Below are 15,956 nucleotides of genomic sequence, written 5' to 3'. Positions count from 1 at the left end.
ACCAAAACAGGAGCTTTGCACTCTGGACGAATGCCGTGATGAAATGGTAAAGTCATAACAGCTAAACTAGATGATCCGTCACTTCATTAAATCAGTACACCCGGAGGTATTATGGCTAAAAATCAGCAAGAAACACATAAAATTCAGGCCTGGTCTCTGATCAACCGCAAATATCTTGGACAAGGCGTACGGGTCAAAAGATTTCGCCGCCCCAAACGCAGCCAGATCCGCAACCGCGTTCTGCTGGCCATCCTGATGGCCAAGGACATGAAGCTCTCCCGTCTCGCAGAAGAGCTCTCCGTCTCCTCACGCAGCGTAAGCGCATGGGTATATGAAGGACGCATTCCCTCCAGAACCAATCTGGACAAGGTCTGCCGCCATTTAGGCTATCCGCCCCATATCCTGTTCAATGAAGCTCTTCTGCGGCAAAGTCCGATTGTGTGCCAGCCGACCCCATCCCGTTTCATGAAAAGAACGCTCGCCCATTCACCGCAGCACAACGCGATTCTGACCGGACTCTGCATGGTGTATGATTTCTCGGTAACCGATGTCAGCATCTGGATTGGCGTCCATCCCGGCACCTTCCGCAAGTGGCTGCACCACTGCCATCTGCCTACCCTGGCCCTGCAGGAGAAGGCCGAGAATTTCTTCCGCATTCCGCGGCATATCCTGTTCGCCGACTGCGAGCTGCATTAACCTTCATTAATAGGAAGCCGCAGGAAGAAGTGGGAGCACGCACAGCATCAGGTTCACAGTAGGGTCCTTCTCGCCGCAGGGAGGGGCCATGTTGACGTTACTTTCGCAGATGGCAGTTACCGTTTGAGCGCAAGGATCGTTCTTAGTATGTATTCATGAGTCCCGCCCTGCGGGTTCTGCAACGACTCGGTAAATGAACCTGTCTCCAGAATCTCCGTCCCGGCAAAATGCTCCCGCAAGTCGGCATCGCTGAAGAAGTGGGCATATTTATCCTCTTTATATTCAAAGGTGCCCGGCTCCAGCTCTCTCCCGCAGCCGTTATGGGGATCTTCGTCGGAGAAGCTGGTGAAGTAGAGCAGCCCTCCAGTCCTGACCTGACGGAGACTCGCTTCAATCAGCCTGCGGCGGTCCCCGGCGAGGAATAAATGCAGAACATCATAGCAGTATACGGCATCTACAGACTGCCTAAGCTGCGGCTCCAGCGCCGAGCCTGCAATAAAGCTAGTTCCCGGGTCCCATGCTGCCGCCAGCTCAAGCGCCGGTTCACTTAATTCTATGCCGTATACTTTAAAATCAGCAGAGAATACTTTGGTATTCCGCCCATATCCGGCACCCGGAACAAGAACGGAGGAGACACCTGCCTCCTGGAATTTCCGCTTCGCCCATTCTGCCGACGGGCTTGGCTCACTCCCCCAGATCATCCCCTCCTGCGCAAATCTTTTACTCCAATACTCAGTCATGCAGCTCCTTCTTTCCTGTTGAGATTATGTATCTATATAGCTGTCCCTCTTCTCTATCATAGTCCACTCTGCCAGATCCGGCAAAGTCTACGGACACAGCAAAACGGCTGGCTCCTGTAACACAGAGAGATCAGCCGTCTTGCCGTTATAGCATCTATGAAGTTAACAGCCTACCAGCTGGACTTGGTAACGCCCGGAATTTGTCCCTTATGCGCCAGCTCGCGGAAAACGATCCGGGATATCTTGAATGTACTCAGATAGCCACGCGGTCTGCCGGACACGCTGCATCTGTTCTTTTGGCGGGTGGCTGAGGAATCCCGGGGCAGCTTCTGCAGTGCCATCACATCGCCCGCCGCCTTCAGCTCTCTGCGCTTGTCAGCGTACTTCGCCACCAGCACCTGCCGTTTCTGTTCCTTCACAACCTTAGATTTCTTGGCCACTATAGATCACTCCTTCGTTCTTATTCGTTCAGCGCCTGGATCAGCGCTTCAAGATTCTGCCGCATCAGACTCAGGTAATCCAGATTATGGGCAGCGTCTTCCTCTGTTAATCCTTCGATTGGATTCAGCACGGCAGTCTTGGCTCCTATTTCCTGGGCAATAGTATCAGCGACACTGGAGGAGACCAAGGTTTCAAAAAAGATTGTAGTCACCTTATTCGCCTTGGCGAACTCCACAATCTTGGCCATCTGTGCAGCAGACGGCTCCTGCTCCGGCGACAGCCCCGCAATCGGCACCTGCGTCAAGCCATATTGCTGTGCCAGATAACCAAAAGCGGCATGCTGCGTAATAAAGTCCTTGCGCTTCGTATTCTGAAGCCCGGCTCTGAAATCCTGATCCAGCTTCTCCAGCTTGGCGATATAAGCATCGCTGTTCGCGTGGAAGGCAGCAGCATTTCCGGGAAATGCTGCGGAGAGTGCTGCTTCAATGGTCTTAACCTCCCGGATAGCCATCACCGGGTCCAGCCATACATGAGGATCAAGCCCGCCGTGGTCATGGTCTGCTTCACTGACAGCTGTATCATTATGGGAATGGTCGTGACCGCTTCCTTCAGTTGCGGACTCATCATGTTGATGGTCATGGTCGTGATCGTGGCCTGCTTCAGCCGCAGCTTCCTCTTCATGGCTGTGTTCGTGTTCGTGTTCATATTCGTGCTCTGTCCCTTCAATAATCTGGAGTCCTTTACTCGCCTCTATCGTAATCAGATCACTTCCGGCAGCACCGTCCACAATCTGCTGCGCCCAGCCCTCCATGCCAGCGCCATTATAGACAAGCACATCTGCATCCGAAATATCAGCCATATCCTTAGCAGTCGGTTCCCAGTCATGCGGCTCGACTCCGGGCGGGACCAGCACCTCCACATTGGCAAGGTCTCCGGTAATGCTTTTCGTGAATTCGTACATCGGGTAAAAGCTAACCTTAATGTTCAATTTATCCCCTGCGGGTAGAGATGAAGCTTCGGCCGCAGCCGATGGTGAAGCCGCCGGACTGCTGGTTGAAGCGGCTTTCGTCGCAGTGTTGTTGCCGCAGCCGGAGATCAATAGCATGGCGGTCAGGGACAAGGCGGCAAGCTGACGGATTCTGAATGTGGACTGTGCGCTCGAATTGGATATTGCTATGGATTTGAATTTCATATGTTGTGAGACCCCTTTTCTTCATTGGCTTGAGATGAATACTGGCTGCGGCTGCGCAGCCTGATCAGCTTCTGTACTGCAATGGCTATCAGCAGAAATACCAGCAGAATGAGTGCAATCGTGCCTCCTGGAGGCGTGTTGATATAGTAGGAGGCTGTAAGCCCGCTGAACACACCGGTCAGCCCCACACTGACGGAGATCATTATGGCTGCCGTGAAGCCCGATGCAATCCGCAGCGCTATAGAAGCGGGCAGCACAATCAGAGCGGATACGAGCAGCACACCCACCACCGGCATAGCTGCGGCAACGGTCATACCGGTTAGGACGGCGAACGAGAATGACAACCACCCGGTACGGACACCGCTGATAGCGGCCGTCTCTTCGTCGAAGGTTAGGCTGTACAATGGGCGGCGCAGAATGATGAAATAGAGAAGACCGGCTGCAGCCACCACGGCGATCAGTTTAAGCTGAGTATCACTTACGGCAACGATGGAGCCGAACAGATAGGAGCTGAAGCTCTTGGTCAGATTCTGCTTCAGGCTCATCAGCACGACGGCCAGCGCCAGGCCGGAGGTCATAATAATAGCAACCGGAAGCTCGCTGTATGTACGGTAAGAGCGGCGCAGCTGTTCAATAATCAGCCCTCCTGCTATAGCTACAGCGAAGCCGCTCAGAGCAGGATTCCATCCCAGTACGGAACCCAGTGCTACTCCGGCAAGGGAGACATGAGACAGCGTATCGGCCATCAGCACCTGCCTGCGGAGCATCAGGTAGACTCCCAGTAAGGGTCCGATCAGCCCGATCAGGCCTCCTGCCCAAAATGCGCGTTGCATGAATTCGTAACCAAGCATGTCCAGCCCTCCTGCTCCTTGCGTTCCAGCGTAATCACGGTATCCAGATAGGAACTCGTCTCTTCCAGGCCATGTGTAACCATGATGACGGTCCGGCCATGCCGGCTGACATAATGCCGCATCAGCTCATAGAACCCGGTGCGGCTGGCAGCATCCATCCCCGTTACCGGCTCATCCAGCACCAGCACCTGCGGCTGCTGCGCCAGCGCGCGGGCGATGCAGATCCGCTGCTTCTGCCCGCCGGACAGCTCACCGATTCTCCGGTTACGGTACTCCCACATCTCCACCTGCCGCAGGCTGCTCTCGACAAGCGCTTCCTGTTCCTTAGTGAAGCGGCGGAACAATCCCAACCCTGAATAACAGCCGGAACGGACCAGCTCAATCACCTTGCTCGGAAATCCGGCATTGAAGGAGGCTACCTGCTGCGGCACATACCCGATCGTAAGCTTGCCCCCTCCGGTAATTTCCCGGTTCAGAGTAACCGTTCCGCTCCATGGCTTCAGCAGGCCCAACATCAGCTTGAGCAGCGTGGTCTTCGCTGCCCCGTTCGGTCCGGTAATTCCAATGAACTGTCCGGCCTCCAGATCCAGCGACAAGCGGTCAATGACCGGCTCATCCCCGTAACCGAACACCACATCCCTGATGGATGACAAAATCATCGTTCCTCCCCCTTTCTTTCGGCCCGCTGTGGCGTGCCGTAATGATTCCGTGCCTGATTCCGTGCGTGATCCCGTGCGTGATCCTATGGCTGCTGCCGTAGTTACTGCTCCGTCTGCTGTTGGGCACTTATTAATTTGGACCAAGCATGTTCCACGGATTAAACAAACTAAGTATTGATTATTATTCGTAATATTTACGATTATGTTTCAACTTCATTGATATTATCGTAATCATTACGATTTGTAAACCCAAAACAACAAATTAATCGTAATCACACTGATTAACCTTATTCGGGCCAAGCCAGCGTGCGACAAAACATCGAAATTCAAGCCATTGGGATCGCACCGACTCGGTCTATGTCCACCCGTGCCAGCATGAATGCCCCACTTACCCCCGCAATACAAATTGTGTTCGGTTTTCCGCATACATTCGGCCTACTAGCCCCCGCACTAGCACAATGTGTTCGGTTTTCCGCCTACATCCGTTCTACTAGCCCCTCGCACTACACAATGTGTTCGCTTTTCCGCATACATTCGGCCCACCAGCCCTCGCACTAGCACAATGTGTTCGGTTTTTTGCATACATTCGCCCCGCGCCCCTCGAAACAGCACAATGTGTTCGGTTTTCCACCTACATCCGTTCTACTAGCCCCTCGCACTACACAATGTGTTCGCTTTTTCGCATACATTCGCACTTGCCTCACGTGCCTTCGTAGCGCCTAATCCCTATACAGCACAAAGCCGGAATCCGCAGAAAGGATTCCGGCTTTCCAGACTATCATTTACAGAAGAAGTTATTCCTGCCCCGCCGCAAGCAACTCCTCTACATGCCAAGGAAGCGGGTTGTTGAATGCCGTCCAGTCCTGGTTCATCTCCTCTGCGGTCAGCAGGCAGCGGTCCAGGCGGGCTTCGATATCCTCACGGTTCATCTGGACTCCGATGAAGACGATCTCATTCAGCCGGTCTCCCCACTGCTCGTCCCACTTCGCCAGCACATCCGGTTCCGCAGCCAGCACCTCCTGCTGCTGCTCCTCCGGCAGGGTAGCCAGCCAATAACCGGCGGGACCGAACTGGATCGACGGCCCTGCCTGGCTGATGGTCGCTGCCAGATCACCACTGGCGGCCAGCCAGACTAATCCCTTCGCCCGGACGACCTCGGATGGCCAGTTACTGAAGAAGAAGCTCAGCCGCTGCGGATGGAACGGCGTTCTCCGGCGGTAAACGAAGGAGGTGATGCCGTATTCCTCAGTCTCCGGTGTGTGCTCCTCCTTGGCAAGCTCAGCGATCCAGCCGGACGACTGACTGGTCTGTTCGAAATCGAATAATCCGGTATTCAGAATCTCGGATAGCTCCACTTGTGCGTTCACCGTACGGATGATCTTCGCGCGCGGCTGAAGTCTGCGCAGAACCGCCTCCAGCTTGTTCAGCTCTGCCTCCTCTACCAGATCGCACTTGTTGAGCAGCAGCACATCACAGGTCTCGATCTGATCGATCAGCAGATCGACGATATCCCGGAAGTCGCCTTCGCCCGCCGTCATATTGCGGTCCAGCAGACTGTCGCCCGAGGCGAAATCCTGCCAGAAGCGGTTGGCATCGACCACCGTAACCATCGTGTCCAGCCGGGCCAGCTCCGTTAGATCGATATCCAGCTCCGGGTTCGGGTAAGTGAAGGTCTGGGCCACCGGGACCGGCTCGCTGATCCCGGAGGATTCGATCAGAATGTAATTGAAGCGCCCCTCCGAGGCGAGATGATTCACTTCGCGCAGCAGGTCATCGCGGAGGGTGCAGCAGATGCAGCCATTGGACATCTCGACCAGCTTCTCCTCGGTGCGGGAGAGGCTGCTGCCGGATTTCACCAGATTCGCATCCACATTCACTTCACTCATATCATTGACGATCACGGCCACCTTCAGGCCCTCACGATTATGCAGAATATGATTGAGCAGTGTAGTCTTGCCGGAGCCAAGATATCCGCTTAGCACTGTTACAGGAATTTTATCCATTGTATTCTCCTTGTAGATTATATTTTCAAAAGGGCATTCTGTTCATAGCGAACCACCAGAGATAAGTGTATTCTGTGCAACTAAAAACAGTGAAACGGAAGGCTTTCCTCTTCTAACTGTATTCTGTACAACTAGATTAGCCCAAATGGGCGAAAATCCAGGTATAGAGGCATTTTAATTGCACGAACTACAGTTAAACAGAGATTCGGCGGCACATCCGGCGATTTAGTTGTACAGACTGCAATCAAGCCTCCCCCTTGCACTCTAATCGGGGCAATGCAAACCCTCAGCCAGCGATGAGTTAAAGTGATTTCCGCAGCTTAGCGGGTCTCCCGGTGCAGTGTGACACGCTTCAGGCGCGGGCAATATTTTCTCATTTCCAAGCGTTCCGGTGTCGTTCTCTTATTCTTCGTGGTGGTATAGTTGCGGTCGCCCGTCTCCGTACAGGCCAAAGTAACGATTACTCTCATTTCAATCAAGCTCCCTTCTGTTTAATCGTAATTATTACGATTTAAACATTCTACACGCTCCCGCCCTCCGCTGTCAACAGCTGTCCAGGAACTTTTGGGCTCTCTTAGATTAGTGTTCTTTCCTGAATAAGCTTGACGTATAGATGGAATTACAAGCGGAAGCGGCTTGGCCGCCTTCTTATGGGGACGGTACTATTGGAGCGGGAGAGTGAGCCATGAAGATACCTGTGATTATACTGAGCGGATTTCTGGGGAGCGGAAAGACAACCCTGCTGCTGAGTCTGCTGAAGGAGAGCCAGCGCAGAGGGCTGAACCCGGGCGTAATCATGAATGAGCTGGGCGCAAAAGATGTGGACGGCTATATCCTTCAGGAGAGTACCGGCACAAGTGTGGAAAAGCTGCTGGACGGCTGCATCTGCTGCAGCCGCAAGGAGGAGCTGCCGCGCAGCCTGAGCGCCCTGCTGGCGCGCCGCCCGGATATCATCTACATCGAGCTTACAGGGGTAGCTGACCCGGACGAGATCGCGAAGTCGCTACTGGCGCCGGTGCTGGCAGACCGGCTGCAGCTGCACCACGCCATTACGCTGCTGGATGCCGAGAATGCGCTGGAGTACAGCAGCCGCTTCTCGTCCGACAAGCAGCTCGTCCGCACCCTGCGCAAGCAGATCACCACCGCTGATCTCATCATCGTCAACAAAAGCGATCTGGTAGAACCGGAGACCCTGTGGAAGATCGAGAAGATGGTCTACAAGCAAAATTCGGAACCCGAGATTGTCTTCACCCACTACAGCCAGATTAATCTCGCCCCGCTGCTGACAGGCATCGCCGCCCGCGGATTTAAGGGCTCTGCTCCCCGGCGCGGCCCCGGCAATATCAGCGGCACCGCCCTCCAGCGCATGAACACGGGCAGCAGCAGCACCGGCGGCAGCGCAACGGCAGTACATGAGCCTGAATCCGGAACAGACGGCTCTTATTCCCAAGTGGCGGCAGTGACGTTAACCGTTCCTCCGGCATGGGCCGGAAGCCTCCGCCAGGAGGAGCTGGAGCATTTTTTGCGGCAATGGGGCTACAGTCTGCTCCGGGCCAAGGGCCATGTGCGGCTTGCAGGCAGGGATTCCGTGCAGCTGGTGCAGCTTGCAGGTAACCGTATCTCCTGGGAGGCTTCAAGTTACCCGGGCCAGCCTTATATCGTCTGCATTGGCCTGAATCTGGATGAGAAGGCGATCAGCCGCAGCTGGGCGGCGTTATTCAGCTAAGAACCCTGTGCGGGAAGGAGCCGATGAACCCTTGACAACCCTTACGCCGTTTAAAATATTGCCGCTGCTCTTTTCCGCCGCTTTTCTGCTCACAGCGGGCAGTCTGTGGCTGCCCGGACATCTAAGCCTGCTGGACAACGGCTATGTCGACACGTTCAAAACCGCATTCCTCGGCATTCTGCTGGAGGCCTTGCCGTTTGTCCTGCTGGGCGCGCTGCTCTCCTCCCTGCTTCGCGTCTTCGTGCCGGACGAGCTGATCTCACGCTGGATTCCACGCCGCGCGGTTCCGGCGATTCTCTTCGGCTGCCTGCTCGGGATCCTCTTCCCCGTCTGTGAATGCGGAATGATTCCGCTGGTCCGCCGCCTCATGCATAAGGGGATGCCGCTCTACGTGGCCATCGTGTTCATTCTGTCCGGCCCGATCCTCAACCCGGTCGTCTACGGGGCCACCCTGACAGCCTTCCGCTCCCATCCGGAGCTGGCCTACACCCGGATGGGACTGGCTTTTGCCGTAGCGGCATGCATTGGTCTGATCATCTACGGGACCGTCCGCAGATCGCCGCTGCGCTTATCCATCCGCCGGGAGGGAAGCGAAGAGCCGCATGGCACACTACGCGGGGGCCGGGCGGCGGCGGTCCTGGTGCATACGTCGGATGAATTTTTTGAGATGGGCAAATTCCTGATCATCGGCTGTCTGCTGACTGCGGGCATCCAGACCTTCATGAATCAGAGCAGCCTGTCCGCCATTGGAGACCGTCCGCTCGGCTCCTACGTGTTCATGATGGGACTGGCCTTCGCACTCTCGCTCTGCTCCACCTCTGACGCCTTCGTTGCGTCCACCTTCCTGCATACCTTCCCGTCCGGGGCGCTGCTCGCCTTCATGGTGCTGGGACCGATGCTCGATTTCAAGAACGCCCTGATGCTGCTCTCGCTGTTCAAAACCAGATTTGCCCTGTACCTGTTCTTCCTCATTACCGCGGCCGTCTTCACCGGCTCCGTGCTGGCTTCATTCTGGCTGTAGCTGCCCTGAAATTCCGAATATCTGAAGGAGGATCTGTATGAATAGCTCCGGAAGCATCCGGTTTCACTATGTACTCAGGGCAGTTATTCTGCTCGCCTTCGCCCTCTATATCGGACATCTGGTCCAGCAGGACGCCCTCCATTATTATGTTGCTCCTAAGCTGGCCCGCTGGATCCGGTTATGCCCGGTTCCGCTCTCCCTGATGGCGCTCAGCCTCGGGCTCCAGGCTGTGCTTGGCCGAAGCTCCGCCCTCTGTGACTGCGAGCACCGCCTGCCCCGCTCACTCCTGGGCAGCTCCACGCTGTACAGCCTGTTCCTGCTTCCGCTGCTGCTCGGCTTCCTGCTGCCCGACCGGGCACTCGGCAGTGCCGCAGCGGCCAAGAAGGGCCTTGCCCTGTCTTACACTGCCGTTGAGTCCGGCACCGGTGCTAGCTTCACAGCGGCCAACCCCTATGAGGCCGAATTTGCAGAGCTGGCAGGACAGCTCTACAGGCAGCCCGTCATCCCTGTATTCCCTGAGATTTTCTCGGAAACGCTGGGTGCCCTTAATCTGTACAAATCACAGTTCGAGGGTAAGGAAATCTCTGTATCCGGCTTCCTGTACCGTGAGCCGCAGGGGTCCGGTCGATCCGGCTACGCAGTCAGCCGCTTCCTGGTCCAATGCTGTACGGCAGATGCCACCCCCTTCGGCATTCTTCTTGCACCGGGTACACAAATAAGCCTGCCCGCCGATACCTGGATTGAGGTTCGGGGCAAGCTTCATGTGACGCTCCATGAGGGAGTGGAGACTCTGCAGATCGCTCCGCAGAGTATAACAGCAGTGGCAGCACCGTCCACACCTTATGTGTACACGAATGCCGATGCCGCAGCGGCATGGAAAGCGCTGCAGCCATGACTAGATGACCGCGTCCAGCGCATCGTCATCCTCCAGCGAAGACTCCGGGTTCGAGATTTCCACCAGGAGACGGGCCGGAATGCAGATAATCTGCTGCTTCGGCCGGGAGATGAATCCCATGTCCAGCGCAATGGTCAGCGGAGCATCCGAATAGGTCATCTGAATACCATAATCGTATACCTTCAGCGTGTTATGACCATATCGGGTGCGGATATCAATAATCTGCTCTTCCTTGGTCAGCTGTACAGTCTTGTAGGCTTTGCCGTTCACGGTGATTACGGCCTCCAGCTCCCCCTGCTTATACGGATGATTGTGGTTAGAGAACCACTTGTAGCCGTAGATGGAACCGGCGGCCAGCAATACAATGAGAATCAGCAGGAAATCTCCGCGCTTCATCGTTTTCACTCTATTGACCCTTTCGCTTGCCATTATTTATTCGTAATATTTACGATTTATATAATAATAATGCAGACAAGGGAAAGCTGTCAACGTGAATAGCGCTTGCTTTGCCTGCCGGTTATCCGGCTTTTCACATTACAGAACTATCTGCGGATGCTGCCGGACCATTCCCTCAGCACTCTGTCCAGCTCATCTCCACGGATCGGCTTGGGAATAAAGTCCTGCATTCCTGCCCGGAGGCACATCTCTTTATCTTCCTTACGTGCAAAGGCAGTGGCGGCAATAATCACCGGGGACAGCCCCAGCGCCTCGCGGATCTGCCGGGTGGCTTCAATCCCGTCCATGCCCGGCATCTGAATATCCATGAACACCAGATCATAATGCCGGGACCGTACAGCTTCTACCGCCTGCTCCCCGTTCACTGCCAGGTCAGAGGTGTAGCCGCGCTTTTTGAGAAAAGTCTGCAGGATCTGCTGATTCACCGGATGATCCTCCGCGATAAGAATGGACAACGGCCCGTATTGACCCTCGGGATAATCCAGATTGAAAACACCACCCTTATACTCCTGAGTGGCAGCAACTCCTGCCAGCAGCGCTTGGCCCTGCTCCTCCACCGAATACATCACGCCGATGGTGAAGTAGAACTCCGAGCCTTCTCCTTCGACGCTGTTCACACCGATGGCGCCATCCAGCAGCTCCACCAGCTTCTTGCTGATCGCCAGACCCAGTCCCGTCCCGCCGTACTTGCGGTTGATCGATGGGTCCAGCTGGGAAAAGGACTGGAATAACAGGTTCTGGCTGCCCTGCGGAATGCCTATACCGGTATCGGTTACCGAGAACCTCAGAATCAGCGAGCCTGGCTCCCCGGCAGCCTCCAGCTTCACGCAGACGCTGACCTCGCCTTCTTCAGTGAACTTGACCGCATTGCCGACGAGGTTCACCAGCACCTGCCTCAGCCTGGTTTCGTCGGTGATGACAACAGCCGGAAGATCGGGCTCAATATGGCTGCGCAGAACCAGCCCTTTCTCCTGGATACGCGGATAGAATAGCTCACAGACGTTCTGAACGACCTGCCGGATATCGACCGGCTGCAGATCCAGCGTCATCATGCCGGATTCAATTTTGCTGAAATCCAGCACCTCGTTGAGAATATGTACCAGCGCGGCACCGCTTTTATTGATAATTTGGGTGTAATATTGCTGTTCCTCCGTAAGCTCTGTTCCCGACAGGAGATCGGCCATCCCGATAATTCCATTCATCGGCGTACGCAGCTCGTGGCTCATAATCGCCAGGAACTCCGACTTGGCCCGGTCAGCCTTCTCCGCAGATTCCTTGGCACGCTCCACAGCCTTCTCCTCGGTGATATCCCGGAAGACCACCACCGCCCCCTTATGCTCTCCGTTATCATATAATGCCGTCATCCGGTATTTGACCAGGAAGCTGGAGCCATCCTGACGCCAGAAGATCCCTTCCTGCTCCTGCTCATAAGAGAGGTTGGTCTTCAGCAGCTCCGCCAGCGTCCGGTGTCCTCCGGGATACAGCTCGCCGTCCATCCAGGTCTGCGCTATCGTATGCAGCTTGATATTGCCGGCCAGCTCACCCGGGTTATATCCGAGCATGACCGACGCAGCGGGGTTGATAAATACAGTCTCCCCCTCCAGATTCATGCCAAAAATCCCCTCAGACACTGAGTTCAGGATCAGCGCATGCTCGTAGCTAAGCTTCTCAATCTGCTCCAGATACCGCTTAGGCTCTGTAATATCACTGGTAATGGCGAATACACCGACGACCTCATGATCAATCAGCATAGGGACATAAATCATCCCTACCTCCACCCTCTCCCCGTCATGACGGATCACCCGGGTATCGAAGGTCTGGGCCATGCCTCCGGCTGCCGCCAGAAACCGCATATTCACATGCTCCAGCTCATCCTCTTCAATAATCTCACAGTAACTGGAATGCATCAGGGTCTCCCTGCTGTATCCTGTCAGCTGCTCCAGACTGGCATTCATCGACTGTATGTACCCCTGCAGATCCATGGCACTGATGGCAGACGGGTTATATTCGAAAAGCGACTTATACCGGTTCTCACTCTCACGGAGCTGCTCCTCCATCCGCTGGCGCTCGGTCACATCCTGCACCATACCGCGGATCTGCTGAACCTTACCGGTTGCATCCAGGATCACCTCCCAGTGCGCATAGAGAGACTTACGTTCCTCGCTGCCCTTCACTCTGAAAATCGCCTCACCCTTAGCCCCGGACTTCAGCGTATAATGCAGCTCTTCGCGCAATCTGTCCAGGTCCTCCGGCACTACACAGTCAAACAGCTGAGTATAATGAACCACGGTATGATTTCCGCAATTCCCGCCTAATTCAAAGATAGCCATCAGCTGGCTGGAGACGATCAGCTGATCATATACGGAATTCCACTCCCAGGAGCCCATTTGTCCTAACTCCTGCGCGGCAGCCAGCATATCTTCAACCTTCTTCCGCTCGGTGATATCATGGGCAATCGTCAGGATCTGCCGCACTTCGCCTTCACGATTCCGCACCACCTGGAAGGAGCTCTGGGTCCAAAGATAATGGCCGTCCTTATGCCTGACCCTGCGTGTAAAGGTGTCACTGTCAGAGTAGAGCTTGCCCGGCTCGGTCATTTCCAGCGCATCCGCTTCATGGTAATAATCCGTTTTGTTGCGGCCGATCATGTCACTTGCCGGGTAGCCGAGCAGCGTTTCGACTGACGGGGAGACGTAGCGCAGCGTTCCATCGGGATCGGCGAATGAGATCATGTCCGGGGTGTGCTCCGTAATCAGCTCGAAGAGCTGGCGATCCTCCTCTATCTTCTTCTCCGCCAGCTTGCGCGCGGTAATATCCGTCATCTCCGCAACCAAATGGGAGGGACTTCCAGTCTGTTCATCAATGATCAGAAAAAGATGCAGGGCAACCCAGAGCATCTCACCATTCTTATGTACGAACCGCTTGTCGGTATCTACAGCCATATCAGGACTGTTTATTAAAGCATTCATAATCTGCCCGTGATCCAGGGTATACCCTTCATCCGGAAAGACGATATCCTGGTAACGCAGCTCCTTGAGTTCGGTCTCGGTGTATCCAAACATCCCGCAAAGCGCAGGGTTAGCCATGAGCATAGTACCATCCGTAATGGCTACTGCCGCATATCCTATTGAGGACCGCAAGTACAAGTGCTTAAATAGAGTGTCGGACAAAGCTAGAGCCTCCTCTGAGAAAATGGGGGACATAATTTAGTAACATTATACCTTTTTTTCGGAATTTATGCTCCAGACCTAAAGTCCCGCTAATGAAGATACACAGGGCAAGCTTGCCGCTGGAAACGGTGCATATCCACATACAGAAAAAACCGCCCTGGTCACTTTCATGACATCAAGGCGGTGGTTATAATAGGTTAGTCCAGTCTCCTGCGCGGCAGCCAGAAGGCACAGAAATAACGGAAGATGACGTAACCGCTTGGCATAGAGCACCTCCTGGATGCCTCCATCCTTCACGTGGTCCTCTTGGGAATTCTCACCGTCACGGTCGTACCCTGGCCGATTTCGCTGTGGATCATGATCCCGTACGCCTCGCCAAAATAAATCCGGATTCTCTCCTGGGCGTTGAACAGTCCATACGATTTGGATTGCCTGCTTAATACCGTATCCATTGTCCCCTGAGTCATTCCCGGACCGTTGTCTTCAATGCCGAACACAATCGTATCTTCCTCGAAGCAAGCCCGCAGGCTGATTCTGCCGCGCCCCTCCCGCTTGTTGTCCACGCCGTGCTCAATCGCATTCTCTACAATAGGCTGCATAATCAGCTTAATCATGTGATAGCCCAGCACCTCCGGGTCCACCTCGTACACTACATCGAAGCTGTGGTCATGCATAATCAGCTGCAGATCAATATAAGATTTCGTATTCTCCAGTTCATCATGAACGCTGATGACATCCTGCCCCCTGTTCAGGGTCGTCCGGTAAAATTTGGAGAGGGTTGTGGTGATTTTACTGATGTCATACGCTTTAATGCTTATAGCCTTCCAGTTGATCAGCGACAGGGAGTTATAGAGGAAATGCGGATTGATCTGGGCCTGCAGCGCTTTCAGCTCCGCATCCTTCTGCACAACCTTGCTGCGGTAGACTTCATTGAACAGCTCATTCAGACTTTGCAGCATATCCTTGAACCGCGAGGTCAGCTCGCCGATCTCGTCATTGGAATCGACCACAATATCCACATGCAGGTCCCCGCGGGTCACCCTTTTCATCGTGCGGTTCAGACGGTAGATCCTTCTCACAAAAGCGTTCGACAACAGCCAGACCGCTGGCACCAGAATCAGCAGGCAAATCCCGACCGTGAGCATGGTGGCGCGGAGAATCGTCTTGGCATCGACACCGATCGAGTTCTTGGGCATATAAAAGACAAGCTTCCAGCCCGTCACGCCCAGCGTCTGGGAGATCACGATGAAATCGCTTGCACGATCTTCCGCCGCCTTAGCCGATTCAAAGGACGGCAGCCCGTTGTGATAGTCATACACAGGCTCCCCCGCTCCATTCTCGACCAGGACGCCATACTCACCGGAGACCACATTGGTCAGACCCGCAAACATATCCTTGCTGTCAAAGCCTAAGTAGATCAGGTTGTCATACTGCGTTCCCGAGCCGCCCACCATCCTACGCACTGCGGACAAGGCCGTGCCCTCCTTGATCCAATGCGTCTGGCCGCTGGCCATCGCCGCTTCATACCAGGGCTTCCCGGATACGCTGCTAATCGGCAGAATCGTATTCTTCCGTTCCGTGATGTTATTCCCTGTATACACCGTCAGCTGGCGGATCTCTTCGTTCAGGAACAGAAGCGTATTGAACAGCGGCTCTACGATGGTGTTCAGATCATTGTACATATAGTAATAATTGTCCGAGTAATCATTGTTGAAGACGGACACTACACTGGAGTTAAAGGTGAACGAGTCCAGCGCGGCATTGAGCTTGCTGAACTTATAATCCAGATTGGCGGCGATCTCCGACACATTGTCGGTTAAGGTCAGCCGGGCCTGCTGAACGAGCAGACTCCTGGATTGATCATACGAATACCAGCCAAGCACACTGAGCGGAATAATGATAACGAGTAAATAAGAGACAAACAGCTTATGCTTAATTCTTAAATTCCTGATGAACCGGCCTGGGCGCTCCAGATCTACCCCTCCTGTCTTAAGCCTCTTGTCCTTATAACGTAGCATTGCCCCCGGCAAATAACAATCTGTAAAAGCGGCGGCCCGCCGCATGAGCCCTGCCTCGAAACAACAAAGGGGTGTCCCCAGCCGTTTC

The 15,956-nt window shown here is 54.6% G+C and carries 14 protein-coding genes; 4 read left to right on the top strand and 10 right to left on the bottom strand.

Going from position 1 to position 15,956, the window contains the following annotated elements:
- Nucleotides 1–111 precede the first annotated feature (111 nt).
- Nucleotides 112–696, top strand: coding sequence for a helix-turn-helix transcriptional regulator (locus NST69_RS09400; RefSeq protein ID WP_036702276.1), 585 nt, complete (start codon nucleotides 112–114; stop codon nucleotides 694–696).
- A gap of 116 nt (nucleotides 697–812) precedes the next feature.
- Here NST69_RS09400 and NST69_RS09395 read toward each other — a convergent pair whose 3' ends face one another.
- The 7 genes from NST69_RS09395 to rpmG form a co-directional block, all read right to left on the bottom strand.
- On the bottom strand, nucleotides 813–1,436 hold the full coding sequence (locus tag NST69_RS09395; RefSeq protein WP_036725278.1) for a class I SAM-dependent methyltransferase: 624 nt from the start codon (nucleotides 1,434–1,436) through the stop codon (nucleotides 813–815).
- 170 nt (nucleotides 1,437–1,606) lie between these two features.
- Nucleotides 1,607–1,876 carry a 30S ribosomal protein S14 gene (rpsN, locus tag NST69_RS09390; RefSeq protein WP_036725280.1) on the bottom strand — a complete coding sequence of 90 codons (270 nt, stop codon included), beginning with the start codon at nucleotides 1,874–1,876 and terminating at the stop codon, nucleotides 1,607–1,609.
- 20 nt (nucleotides 1,877–1,896) lie between these two features.
- A complete protein-coding gene (locus NST69_RS09385) occupies nucleotides 1,897–3,069 on the bottom strand; it encodes a metal ABC transporter substrate-binding protein (protein ID WP_342549098.1) in 1,173 nt (390 codons plus the stop codon).
- Nucleotides 3,066–3,926, bottom strand: coding sequence for a metal ABC transporter permease (locus NST69_RS09380; protein WP_076078384.1), 861 nt, complete (start codon nucleotides 3,924–3,926; stop codon nucleotides 3,066–3,068). The genes NST69_RS09385 and NST69_RS09380 overlap by 4 nt, the downstream gene beginning before the upstream one ends.
- The gene (locus NST69_RS09375; protein WP_209874360.1) at nucleotides 3,872–4,579 is read right to left on the bottom strand and encodes a metal ABC transporter ATP-binding protein; all 708 of its coding nucleotides are present in this window, start codon (nucleotides 4,577–4,579) and stop codon (nucleotides 3,872–3,874) included. The genes NST69_RS09380 and NST69_RS09375 overlap by 55 nt, the downstream gene beginning before the upstream one ends.
- Nucleotides 4,580–5,373: 794 nt before the next feature.
- Entirely contained in the window at nucleotides 5,374–6,582 is a 1,209-nt protein-coding gene (locus NST69_RS09370) for a GTP-binding protein (protein WP_342549097.1), read from the bottom strand.
- A 320-nt stretch (nucleotides 6,583–6,902) separates the two neighbouring features.
- Nucleotides 6,903–7,052 carry a 50S ribosomal protein L33 gene (rpmG, locus tag NST69_RS09365; RefSeq protein ID WP_036725285.1) on the bottom strand — a complete coding sequence of 50 codons (150 nt, stop codon included), beginning with the start codon at nucleotides 7,050–7,052 and terminating at the stop codon, nucleotides 6,903–6,905.
- A gap of 215 nt (nucleotides 7,053–7,267) precedes the next feature.
- Between rpmG and NST69_RS09360 the strand changes: the two genes are divergently transcribed.
- Genes NST69_RS09360 through NST69_RS09350 form a run of 3 tightly spaced genes read left to right on the top strand, consistent with a single transcriptional unit; the run spans nucleotide 7,268 to nucleotide 10,224 of the window.
- Nucleotides 7,268–8,308 carry a GTP-binding protein gene (locus tag NST69_RS09360; protein WP_342549096.1) on the top strand — a complete coding sequence of 347 codons (1,041 nt, stop codon included), beginning with the start codon at nucleotides 7,268–7,270 and terminating at the stop codon, nucleotides 8,306–8,308.
- A 31-nt stretch (nucleotides 8,309–8,339) separates the two neighbouring features.
- Nucleotides 8,340–9,329 carry a permease gene (locus NST69_RS09355; RefSeq protein ID WP_342549095.1) on the top strand — a complete coding sequence of 330 codons (990 nt, stop codon included), beginning with the start codon at nucleotides 8,340–8,342 and terminating at the stop codon, nucleotides 9,327–9,329.
- 37 nt (nucleotides 9,330–9,366) lie between these two features.
- Nucleotides 9,367–10,224: a TIGR03943 family protein gene (locus NST69_RS09350; protein WP_342549094.1), complete on the top strand. Its 858-nt coding sequence runs from the start codon at nucleotides 9,367–9,369 to the stop codon at nucleotides 10,222–10,224.
- On the opposite strand, the gene NST69_RS09345 is transcribed toward NST69_RS09350, so the two are convergent.
- The 3 genes from NST69_RS09345 to NST69_RS09335 all read right to left on the bottom strand — a co-directional run bounded on the left by NST69_RS09345 (nucleotide 10,225) and on the right by NST69_RS09335 (nucleotide 15,868).
- Nucleotides 10,225–10,620, bottom strand: a complete 396-nt coding sequence (locus NST69_RS09345; protein WP_036725293.1) for a NusG domain II-containing protein — start codon at nucleotides 10,618–10,620, stop codon at nucleotides 10,225–10,227.
- 146 nt (nucleotides 10,621–10,766) lie between these two features.
- Entirely contained in the window at nucleotides 10,767–13,850 is a 3,084-nt protein-coding gene (locus tag NST69_RS09340; RefSeq protein WP_342549093.1) for a PAS domain S-box protein, read from the bottom strand.
- Between the two features lie 293 nt (nucleotides 13,851–14,143).
- Nucleotides 14,144–15,868 carry a sensor histidine kinase gene (locus tag NST69_RS09335; protein WP_342549092.1) on the bottom strand — a complete coding sequence of 575 codons (1,725 nt, stop codon included), beginning with the start codon at nucleotides 15,866–15,868 and terminating at the stop codon, nucleotides 14,144–14,146.
- Between the last annotated feature and the right edge of the window lie 88 nt (nucleotides 15,869–15,956).

The organism is Paenibacillus sp. FSL P2-0089 (genome assembly GCF_038595095.1).
Lineage (GTDB): Bacteria > Bacillota > Bacilli > Paenibacillales > Paenibacillaceae > Paenibacillus_AQ > Paenibacillus_AQ silagei.
The sequence above is the reverse complement of the archived record's forward strand: the minus strand, read 5'-3'. Positions and strand labels throughout refer to the sequence as shown.

Bases quoted from the DNA above. Each gene is read 5' to 3' on its own strand.
- NST69_RS09345 (WP_036725293.1), bottom strand. From the start codon at position 10,620: ATGAAGCGCGGAGATTTCCTGCTGATTCTCATTGTATTGCTGGCCGCC.
- NST69_RS09335 (WP_342549092.1), bottom strand. From the start codon at position 15,868: ATGCTACGTTATAAGGACAAGAGGCTTAAGACAGGAGGGGTAGATCTG.
- NST69_RS09375 (WP_209874360.1), bottom strand. From the start codon at position 4,579: ATGATTTTGTCATCCATCAGGGATGTGGTGTTCGGTTACGGGGATGAG.
- NST69_RS09370 (WP_342549097.1), bottom strand. From the start codon at position 6,582: ATGGATAAAATTCCTGTAACAGTGCTAAGCGGATATCTTGGCTCCGGC.
- NST69_RS09395 (WP_036725278.1), bottom strand. From the start codon at position 1,436: ATGACTGAGTATTGGAGTAAAAGATTTGCGCAGGAGGGGATGATCTGG.
- NST69_RS09360 (WP_342549096.1), top strand. From the start codon at position 7,268: ATGAAGATACCTGTGATTATACTGAGCGGATTTCTGGGGAGCGGAAAG.
- rpmG (WP_036725285.1), bottom strand. From the start codon at position 7,052: ATGAGAGTAATCGTTACTTTGGCCTGTACGGAGACGGGCGACCGCAAC.
- NST69_RS09350 (WP_342549094.1), top strand. From the start codon at position 9,367: ATGAATAGCTCCGGAAGCATCCGGTTTCACTATGTACTCAGGGCAGTT.
- NST69_RS09385 (WP_342549098.1), bottom strand. From the start codon at position 3,069: ATGAAATTCAAATCCATAGCAATATCCAATTCGAGCGCACAGTCCACA.
- NST69_RS09400 (WP_036702276.1), top strand. From the start codon at position 112: ATGGCTAAAAATCAGCAAGAAACACATAAAATTCAGGCCTGGTCTCTG.